The 9,424-nt window shown below is 29.4% G+C and carries 10 protein-coding genes, 2 CRISPR repeat arrays and 1 riboswitch (1 of these 13 cut by a window edge); of the genes, 7 read left to right on the top strand and 3 right to left on the bottom strand.

The window, feature by feature from the left end; all coding sequences use genetic code 11:
- A CRISPR array of direct repeats spans window positions 1-387; the repeat unit is 30 nt; unit sequence GTTTAAATCGGACCATATTGGAATTGAAAC (it extends 313 nt beyond the left edge of the window).
- 63 nt (window positions 388-450) lie between these two features.
- From A3M9_RS13420 to A3M9_RS14980, 6 genes are all read left to right on the top strand, one after another.
- Complete coding sequence (locus A3M9_RS13420) at window positions 451-849, top strand: hypothetical protein (RefSeq protein WP_027308642.1); 399 nt, start codon at window positions 451-453, stop codon at window positions 847-849.
- A gap of 427 nt (window positions 850-1,276) precedes the next feature.
- Entirely contained in the window at window positions 1,277-2,014 is a 738-nt protein-coding gene (locus A3M9_RS14880) for a DUF559 domain-containing protein (RefSeq protein ID WP_084424681.1), read from the top strand.
- A 244-nt stretch (window positions 2,015-2,258) separates the two neighbouring features.
- Window positions 2,259-3,605, top strand: coding sequence for a helicase-related protein (locus A3M9_RS0107270; RefSeq protein WP_027308639.1), 1,347 nt, complete (start codon window positions 2,259-2,261; stop codon window positions 3,603-3,605).
- Window positions 3,598-4,224, top strand: a complete 627-nt coding sequence (locus tag A3M9_RS13415; RefSeq protein ID WP_035166093.1) for a hypothetical protein — start codon at window positions 3,598-3,600, stop codon at window positions 4,222-4,224. The genes A3M9_RS0107270 and A3M9_RS13415 overlap by 8 nt, the downstream gene beginning before the upstream one ends.
- Before the next feature lie 394 nt (window positions 4,225-4,618).
- Window positions 4,619-5,248: a CRISPR direct-repeat array (repeat unit 30 nt; unit sequence GTTTAAATCGGACCATATTGGAATTGAAAC).
- A gap of 162 nt (window positions 5,249-5,410) precedes the next feature.
- The gene (locus A3M9_RS0107260) at window positions 5,411-6,583 is read left to right on the top strand and encodes a peptidase U34 (RefSeq protein WP_027308638.1); all 1,173 of its coding nucleotides are present in this window, start codon (window positions 5,411-5,413) and stop codon (window positions 6,581-6,583) included.
- A 66-nt stretch (window positions 6,584-6,649) separates the two neighbouring features.
- Entirely contained in the window at window positions 6,650-6,772 is a 123-nt protein-coding gene (locus A3M9_RS14980) for a hypothetical protein (RefSeq protein WP_256379677.1), read from the top strand.
- 89 nt (window positions 6,773-6,861) lie between these two features.
- Here A3M9_RS14980 and A3M9_RS14200 read toward each other — a convergent pair whose 3' ends face one another.
- From A3M9_RS14200 to A3M9_RS14620, 3 genes are read right to left on the bottom strand one after another with little or no spacing between them, the layout of a single operon-like run.
- Window positions 6,862-7,158, bottom strand: a complete 297-nt coding sequence (locus A3M9_RS14200) for a DNA-3-methyladenine glycosylase (RefSeq protein WP_156897882.1) — start codon at window positions 7,156-7,158, stop codon at window positions 6,862-6,864.
- Window positions 7,151-7,321, bottom strand: coding sequence for a hypothetical protein (locus A3M9_RS14425; protein ID WP_084424679.1), 171 nt, complete (start codon window positions 7,319-7,321; stop codon window positions 7,151-7,153). Before A3M9_RS14425 ends, A3M9_RS14200 begins: the two co-directional genes overlap by 8 nt.
- Window positions 7,322-7,344: 23 nt before the next feature.
- Window positions 7,345-7,485: a hypothetical protein gene (locus A3M9_RS14620; protein ID WP_156897881.1), complete on the bottom strand. Its 141-nt coding sequence runs from the start codon at window positions 7,483-7,485 to the stop codon at window positions 7,345-7,347.
- Between the two features lie 283 nt (window positions 7,486-7,768).
- A riboswitch (purine riboswitch) is annotated at window positions 7,769-7,868 on the top strand.
- A 95-nt stretch (window positions 7,869-7,963) separates the two neighbouring features.
- On the opposite strand from A3M9_RS14620, the gene guaB reads away from it, so the two are divergent.
- A complete protein-coding gene (guaB, locus tag A3M9_RS0107245) occupies window positions 7,964-9,418 on the top strand; it encodes an IMP dehydrogenase (RefSeq protein WP_198011948.1) in 1,455 nt (484 codons plus the stop codon).
- The last annotated feature ends 6 nt before the right edge of the window (window positions 9,419-9,424 follow it).

The raw sequence follows: 9,424 nt of genomic DNA, 5'->3' as shown, positions 1-9,424 counted from the left end.
GNTAATTATGTCTATAATGGAAGTTTAAATCGGACCATATTGGAATTGAAACATAATTTAAGCCGCTTGTGCTTCCAACATATATTTTAGGTTTAAATCGGACCATATTGGAATTGAAACTCAAATGAAATTAAAGAAGAAGACATCTATGCTAAGTTTAAATCGGACCATATTGGAATTGAAACATAGGAAGTTGAATCATAACCTGAACTACCTCTTGCAGTTTAAATCGGACCATATTGGAATTGAAACCTTGATGATAGCGATTTAACACCTGTAGAGGATAATGAGTTTAAATCGGACCATATTGGAATTGAAACAAATCAAGGAAACTGTAGCAATTCAGCTCTTCTAAGTGTTTAAATCGGACCATATTGGAAAAACGTATTTTATATTTTGAAAGTCCCATAAAATGAAACGTTACATTATAAATACAAAGGATGGTAATATATGAGAGAAAAAACAAAATTTATAGGAGATGCACCTACAGTTTTGCCACAGAAGAAAAAACAAAATACAATAGATTTAAATCAAATTGATGACGTCAAATATAAGGTGGAAAGGATGTTAAATTCTATAGGTAAAAGTATATTTGTAAAATACTATTATGATTTTAAGGATTGTTATATGGGAAAAATTACAAACGAGAGTTTTGCTAATAAACTATTAAATGAAAATAAAAATGCAAAAAGTATAGATGGGCAAATTATTAGAATAAATAATGCAAAAAAAATATTTTCTGAGAATCTTCAAATACTTGCACTTGAAATTATAAAAAATTCTAAAAGGTTAGATGAACAAATAATTACAGAGGCAAACAAGATTATTTTAGAAGAAAGGATAATATAGTTTTATGCTCGTATTTATAATATACGGGCACTTTTTTTGCAAATATTTAGATTGGTTTACAATTATGGTAGAATGTAATTAAGTTGTAAAAAATAAATTTTTATAATTGAAAAGGATGAGTTTTGATGGAAAAATATACGGCAAATTATGTATATACTAATCATAATTTCGTTATACAAAATTTAACTAATAGTAGAAAAGAAAGAAACAAATATTACCCGGCTTATTGTGTTATAAAAAATATATTACATAGGGGATGTCCAACTATAATGTCCCAGTACCTACAGGATGTAATAGGATCATTACATAATTTAGAGAAATTTAATACACGAATTACTCTTATTGATAATAAGCCTCCTGTTTGGTATAAAACGATAAAAGGCAATGATAAAAAAATGATTACCCTGCAAAATATTTTTTTGAAGAAATCTTACCAAATTATTTAGAAGAATATAAGTTTATCCAGCAATTAATAATACCTGAGGTTTTATTTAATGAAATAACAGGTGAAATAAATCAAGAATTTGTAGACCAGCAAGTAGATTTTTATTTACCGCAAGCAAAACTTGTTATAGAGATAAATGGACAACAACATTTAGAAGAAATAAATAAGATTAATGATAAAGATAGAAAAGAATATTTAGCTAAATTTGGTATAGAAACAATTGAGATAAATACTACTGAAATAAGAAATAATAATATTCAATATAAAATGGATAAGATTAAGAATAGATTGAAACAGTTTGATAAAATATTAAATTACTATAAAGAAAATTATTATAACCAACAAAATTATAAAGAAGAATATACAAAAAAGGCACTTATTGCTACTGCAGTAATGAGATTTCAGACATTGATTTTAGAATTACTTCAAAGAGAAATATTAAAATTGGATGATAAAATTTGGAGTTTTAATATTTTGAGTTTAGATGTTGATGAAGATTTTGCAAAAATAGCACTTGAAGATATATTTATATGGTTAGAAAACATTTGTAAGCTTATGAAATTGCAATTTAACAAACCAGATGTAAGAATAGTTTATAGTAATGAATCAGAATTTCAATTTAAAGAAGGGTATATTAATGTAAACTTTAGTTTGCTAAGAAGATGGACTGATGAAAATGAAAAATATCCTGAAATTATTTTTGTAAGAACAGATTATTAAGAAAAATATTTTAATTGATCTTCTTAATAATTTAAATAGAGAAAAAGATATATTTAAAATTGATGGTTTAAATACAAAAAGTGGATTAATTTTTACTTTATTAAAAAATGGAAAAATTGGATGTTATAGCATTGCTAATGAGTTATCAAGGATATTTAATATAGATGCAAGATGGTATTCAGGAGAAGTACCGCACATAAAAGGTATTCCTGTATTAGACTCGGATGAATTTGATAAATATAAAATGAGAGTTCAAAAAGAATATAAAGAAAATAAGTTCCCATTGTTAGTGGCTACAAAAGCATTTGGTATGGGAATAGATAAAAGTAACATAAGGTATACAATTCATTTTGGTCTACCAGCTTCTTTAGAAGCCCTCTATCAAGAAGCAGGTAGAGCAGGAAGAGATAAAAAGAAGGCCGATTGTTATGTTCTATACACGAGAGAAAATATAGAAAAAAATGAGTTAGAAAAGTTGTTTAATCCTCAAACAAAAATAGAAGAAATAAAAGAAATACAGGAGAAATATGGTTTTAAGGGAAAAGATGTATTAAGAATTTTCTTCTTATGGTTGTCCAACAACAAAGGTACTGATGAAGAATTTAAAGAGGTAATGAGTATATTTGAAAACTTCGCTGAACCAGGTACAATAAAGAATATTGAATGTAGAAAAATAGGTAAATTTGCAGATGTACAAAAGGCAATTTATAGACTAAGTTTAGTTAAAATAATTGACGATTGGACAATTGAAAGTTGGAATAAGGGTAGGGAAATTATAAAAGTATATTTTAGTGATTATACAGAACAAACAGCAGAAGAAGCATTGTTATACTACATAAGAAGATATGATAAAGAATTTTCTTTAGATTTAAATAAGGTAAATAATGAAAAGTACTCAAAATATATAAAAATATATAACAGTAACATTCTTAGTAAATATCAAAAGATTTTTAATATATTAATAGAATGGATTTATGACAACATAGTTTATAGTAGAAGACAAGCAATAAAGAATATATTAGAGCTTTGTGATAATTTTAAGGATAGTAAAAGCTTCAAAGAAGAAATTGAGAGGTATTTTAAATTTACAGAGAGCACATATTTACTGGACTATATTGCCCAAAATCCTTTAGATCATAAATCTTGGTTTGAAGTATTTTACACCTATACACAAGATAAAAGAAATAAAATCCTCATTGACATTGAAGAGATTAAAAATGTGAAGAGTAATCTAACAAGATTGCTTGAAAGTTATAGGTATAATACTGGGCTTAACTTTTTAAGTGGTATTTTAAGGTTAATATTAGGAGAATTTGAAAATCAAGATGGTCGAATAAGATTAGAATTGGCAATGAAAGAGATATCACAATATGAAAAAGATAAAAAATATGAGATTTTAAATGAAATATTTAAGATTAAAGAATTATTTAATGAAAAATCAAGAATAGAACTTAGTAAGATGTTAATAGATGTTTATCCTGAAAAATTAGAAAAAATATATATTGAATTAAAAGACTATTATAGTCTTAATAAAATTATTGAAATATCAGTAGAAAAACTAAAAAGAATAGGGGAGACGATAAATGGTTGATGTAAGTAAATTAAATGATACGATAAATGAATTAGAAAAAGAAGCTAAAAACATAAAAAAAATATCAGATATTATAAATAAAATTAGTGATATAAATAATGAAATATCTACAAACAAACAACAATACTCTAAAGTAATTAGTGATATAGAAGAACTAAAAAAAGAATTTATAAGTTTAATAGAAATACAAAAGAAAGTATTACTTGAAATTAATGATACATTGAACAAAAATCAAGAATATATGAACAATAATATAAAAAAAATTCAAGAAGAAAACATTTCATTTAATAAGGACCTGAGTATTATGTATAAACAATTAGAAAATGAGCTTATAAGCACAATTCATTCAATAGATACTGAAAACAAAAAAATGTATTTAGGATTTGAAGAGATAGCTGCATCAAAATTGGAAAAAAATAAATCAGATATACAGTTGGAATTAAGAAATACAAGTAATTTACTATCAACAGATATAGAACAAGTTGTAAAAAATAAGACAGAAGAATTGAAAGCTGATATTAATATAAAAATTGAAAAGATAAATAAAAGGTTGAATATACAAATGGGAATTTTTACTGTTATGTTTATTTTAATTTTAGTAAGCATATTTTTAAAATAAGTGCCACCAAGAGCTCCGAAAAAATGATACCTTAAAAATCGCCACCACTATATATAGTATATAAAAGATAATATGTGCAACTATATATAGTATGTTTTTAAAAATAATTTGATTTTTTTCGGAGGTCTCCCACCCAAGTGAAATGTGAATTATACATTAATTACCAAATACCGCACTTTCACTTGGGTGTTTTTGCTTATAAAATAATAGTTTTTTAAATTTTATGTAGTAGGCATAAGTTTAATATTGAAATAATGGAAAAAATAAGTTATATTAGTATATAGAGGAATAAAGTTTGTAAACCTCCTAAGGGATTTTTAATAACTGAAGGTTCCCTAAAAAAATAGGGTATTTATATTAGGAGAACCTTTGAAAAATGCGACTCCCCTAACGGGTTTAAATCGGACCATATTGGAATTGAAACTAATATCCTCTCCTTTAATGTAGTGTTATGTATATCCGGTTTAAATCGGACCATATTGGAATTGAAACGATGAAATTAAAAATGAACTTGTTATAGTGTTATTAGTGTTTAAATCGGACCATATTGGAATTGAAACAAAAGTATCTTTAAGTTTAGTCTTCAACTCTTTAGGGTTTAAATCGGACCATATTGGAATTGAAACATATATCGCTTGCTTTTAACAATTCTACTATTTTCTGTTTAAATCGGACCATATTGGAATTGAAACTGAGGTCTTAATAAAAATCTTAAAAGGGAAAATAAGTTTAAATCGGACCATATTGGAATTGAAACATATTAAAAAAGTCGCTCTAAAGCGATTTAAAGTGGGGTTTAAATCGGACCATATTGGAATTGAAACCAATATTATAGTGTTTATCCTTCAATATCAATTTTTCGTTTAAATCGGACCATATTGGAATTGAAACTTTACTGCAACTATGGAAAACTTCTTCTCCCTTAACGTTTAAATCGGACCATATTGGAATTGAAACAACAAATCAGCAATTTCAAATGGATTATTAGTTTTATGTTTAAATCGGACCATATTGGAATTGATAATAAAACTGCGTAGTTTTATAAAACATTTCATTAATTAAGAATTCTTGTGTAATTAATATGAAAAAAATTAATGCGAACAGGTGGGTTCTGCATTAATTTTTTAATATTAACTAAATTTGAAATCATAATAATTTAATTTATATTTTATGGGTGGGGATAAATATGTGTGATACACTTGTTGCATTGAAAAATTCAACTAAAAATGGTTCTGTGATTTTTGGAAAAAACAGCGATAGAGAAAAGAACGAACCTCATATAATAATAAGAACTGATAGAAGGAAGTATAAAAAGGGTGAAACAGTAAAGTGTACTTATATTGAAATACCACAGGCAGAGGAAACCTATGAGTGTATTTTATTTAAGCCCTCTTGGATATGGGGAGCAGAAATGGGGGTTAATGAATTTGGTGTTGTCATAGGTAATGAGGCAGTGTTTACAAAACAAAAACAAGGCCCTCCTGCACTTCTTGGAATGGACATTTTGAGGCTATCGCTTGAAAGAAGCAAAACAGCAGTAGAAGCGCTCGGATATATTGTTTATTTTATTAAAACTTATGGACAAGGTGGAAAATGTGGGTATACAAAGAACTTAAAATACCATAACAGTTTTATAGTTGCAGATTTCAATTCTGCCTATAAAATAGAAACTGCTGGGTATATATGGGCTATCAAAAAAATTGAAGATGTAGACAGTATATCTAATTCTATAAGTATAACTAATGATTATGATATGTTAAGTAATGATGTTGAGGATAATTTTATATACAAAAGAATATTGGGAAGAGAAAATTTCAATTTTAAAGAAAGGTATGAAAACAGATTAGTTGCAAAGGTTGCAGAGGGTGATTTTAGAAGAAACATAACCTATTCTTATTTAAAAAGCAAACAGGGAAGTTTGACAGTAGATGACTTTAAAAGCATTTTGAGACACCACGAAAAGGAAGATGGAAACAGACTAAATGGTTCAATGAAGAATATTTGTATGCACGATGGTAGTTTAATATCAAGTGAAACAACAGGGAGTATGATTGTTGAACTTATAAATGGAGAAATAAATATTTTGGCAACAGGTTCATCGCTTCCCTGCCTTTCAACCTATAAACCAATGTGGTTTGTAGACAGCGATGTGTTCTTCAAAGAAGAGGATTCAGACAGAGCGGTAGAATACTGGAAAAGTGAGAGGGAAAAGATTAGAGAGGTTGAGGAAGGAAGGGTAGATAAAGATAGATTTATAAAAAACAGGGATGAGTTTGAAAATAATTTGAGCAAGTTAGTATCTGCAGCCAAAACAGAGAAGGACAAAATAGAAATAATGAAATATGCGTGGACATCCTAAAAGTGCCACCCAGGTGAAATGTGACATTATTCATATTATGCAAAATAAAACTAAGGAGGGATATATATGGCATCAAAAACAAGACTTAAGGGTAACGTACATATAGCTTTACCTGCAAAGAAAGGAAAGAAAAAAGAAGGTGAAAAAAAGGTTGAAAGTAATCTAAAAGAAGTAAAAAATGATGACTAACTTTTATTATCAAAAACGTCCATATATTTTGTCTTTATGGACGTTTTTAGTTTTGAGAAGAAAGTTAATTTAAACTTAATATATTTGCATCACTTTATTATGACTTTATTTGTTCCGCCCCAAAGACAAAGAGTAACAACAGTTCTATAGAGCTTAAAATTATCACTAAAATTTATGACAAATTCTCTATTTGGTAGTTCAGGAATTATATAAAGCCCCTGAACTGCTTTTTTTATACCCAAATTTTGAAGAGAAAATACATCCATTCTTCCGAGTGAAAATATAAGAAACATTTCCGCGGTCCATTTACCAATTCCTTTAACCTTAATTAGTTCTTTAATAATTTCTTCGTCAGTAAGACTATCGATATTATCTATATTAACCACACCATCTTTTATTTTTTTGAGCAAGATCTTTAATATATACAACCTTACTTTTAGAAAGCCCAACAGAACGTGATGCTTCTTCTTGGCATTTAAGTATGTTATCGAATCTAACCTCATCCAATAAAGTTAATAGCTTATTACAGACAGAATAAGCTGCCTTCATTGATAATTTTGCACTACAATATTTTAAACTAATGATAAAAAGTAGTTTTTATCAAGATTTATTTGTATTTCTTCAACTTCTTTTATCAGTTCCTTTATTTTAAAATCTTTATTTATAACTTTGATAAAAATCTGATTATCTTGAGTTAAAATTAAACTATTCAATTAATCACTCCCTAAATACGTAATACAATTTTAACATACCAGTGAATTGTGTCTAAGCTTATATATTACTAACAATTAATGGATAATGTCACATTTCACCTGGGTGGGAGACCTCCGAAAAAATCAAATTATTTTTAAAAACATACTATATATAGTTGCGCATATTATCTTTTATTCACTATATATAGTGGTGACAATTTTTAAGGTATCATTTTTTCGGAGCTCTTGGTGGCACTTTTTGTCTTGACAAACTACTTCAAAACCTATATAATACTAAAAAATAAATAAAGAATACATGCCTACTCATATAATCCCGATAATATGGTTCGGGAGTCTCTACCGGGGGCCGTAAACCTCCGACTATGAGTGAGGTTGCTTTGCGTTTGCATATTGCACTTCACTCATTTCTTTTTTTGGGGAGCAATATGCTTTTTTGTTTCCCCTAAAGGGCATGTTAAAGGGGAGGAGGATTCTAAAAATGAAAATTTTAAAGCAAGCCTATACCTTTGATGACGTTTTATTAGTTCCACAAAAGTCAGATGTATTACCTAAGGATGTAGAGGTTTCAACATATCTTACAAAAAAAATAAAGCTTAACATCCCACTTATAAGTGCAGGAATGGATACAGTAACAGAGTCAAAAATGGCAATAGCAATGGCTCGTGAGGGTGGAATAGGAATTATTCATAAGAACATGTCTATTGAGGAGCAGGCCTTAGAGGTAGATAAGGTAAAAAGATCAGAACACGGAGTCATAACAGATCCCTTCTTTTTATCTCCAGAACATACAATAGAAGATGCCGATAGATTAATGGCAAGGTACAGAATATCAGGTGTCCCAATTGTTGAAGGTGGAAGATTAGTTGGAATTATAACAAACCGCGACATAAGATTTGAAAAGGACTATTCAAGAAGAATAAGCGAAGTTATGACGAAGGATAATTTAATAACAGCACCAGTTGGAACAAGCCTTAAGGAGGCAGAAGAAATACTAAGACGCCACAAGATAGAAAAGCTTCCACTTGTTGATGAAAACTATGCCCTAAAGGGACTTATAACAATAAAGGATATTGAAAAGGCAGTTAAGTTCCCAAATTCAGCAAAGGATGAAAAGGGAAGACTTTTGGTAGGTGCTGCAGTTGGAGTAACTGTAGATACAATGGATAGAGTAAAGGCACTATATGAAGCGGGTGTGGATGTAATAGTTGTGGATACTGCCCACGGCCATTCAAAGGGTGTTATAGATATGGTATATAGAATAAAAAATGCATATCCAGAGCTTCAGGTAATAGGAGGTAACGTTGCAACTATAGAGGCAACGAGGGATTTAATACTTGCTGGTGCCGACTGTGTTAAGGTTGGCATAGGACCTGGTTCAATCTGCACAACAAGAGTTGTAGCAGGAGTTGGAGTGCCTCAACTTACAGCAGTTATGGATTGTGCAGAAGAGGCAGATAAATACGGTATTCCAATAATAGCAGATGGAGGAATTAAATATTCTGGAGATATAGTTAAAGCCCTTGCAGCAGGTGCATCTGTTGTAATGATGGGTTCACTTCTTGCAGGATGTGAGGAGAGTCCAGGAGAAGAAGAAATATATCAAGGAAGAAGATTTAAGGTGTATAGAGGAATGGGCTCAATTGCAGCAATGCAAAAGGGAAGCAAGGATAGATATTTCCAACAGGATAATAAAAAACTTGTTCCAGAAGGAGTTGAAGGAAGAGTTGCCTACAAAGGACCTGTTGCAGACACGCTTTATCAGTTAGTTGGAGGACTTAGAGCTGGTATGGGATACTGCGGTGCAAGGAACATAGAGGAACTAAAACAGAAGGCTGTCTTTGTTGTTCAAACATCAGCAGGTTTAAGGGAGAGCCACCCACACGATATATACATTACAAAGGAAGCACCAAACTATACAACAGATGCAAAGTAGGAGGGC

Source organism: Caloramator sp. ALD01, assembly GCF_000472625.1.
Lineage (GTDB): Bacteria > Bacillota > Clostridia > Clostridiales > Caloramatoraceae > Thermobrachium > Thermobrachium proteoclasticum.
Note: the sequence above shows the minus strand (reverse complement) of the source record. Positions and strands in the feature narration are given on the sequence as shown.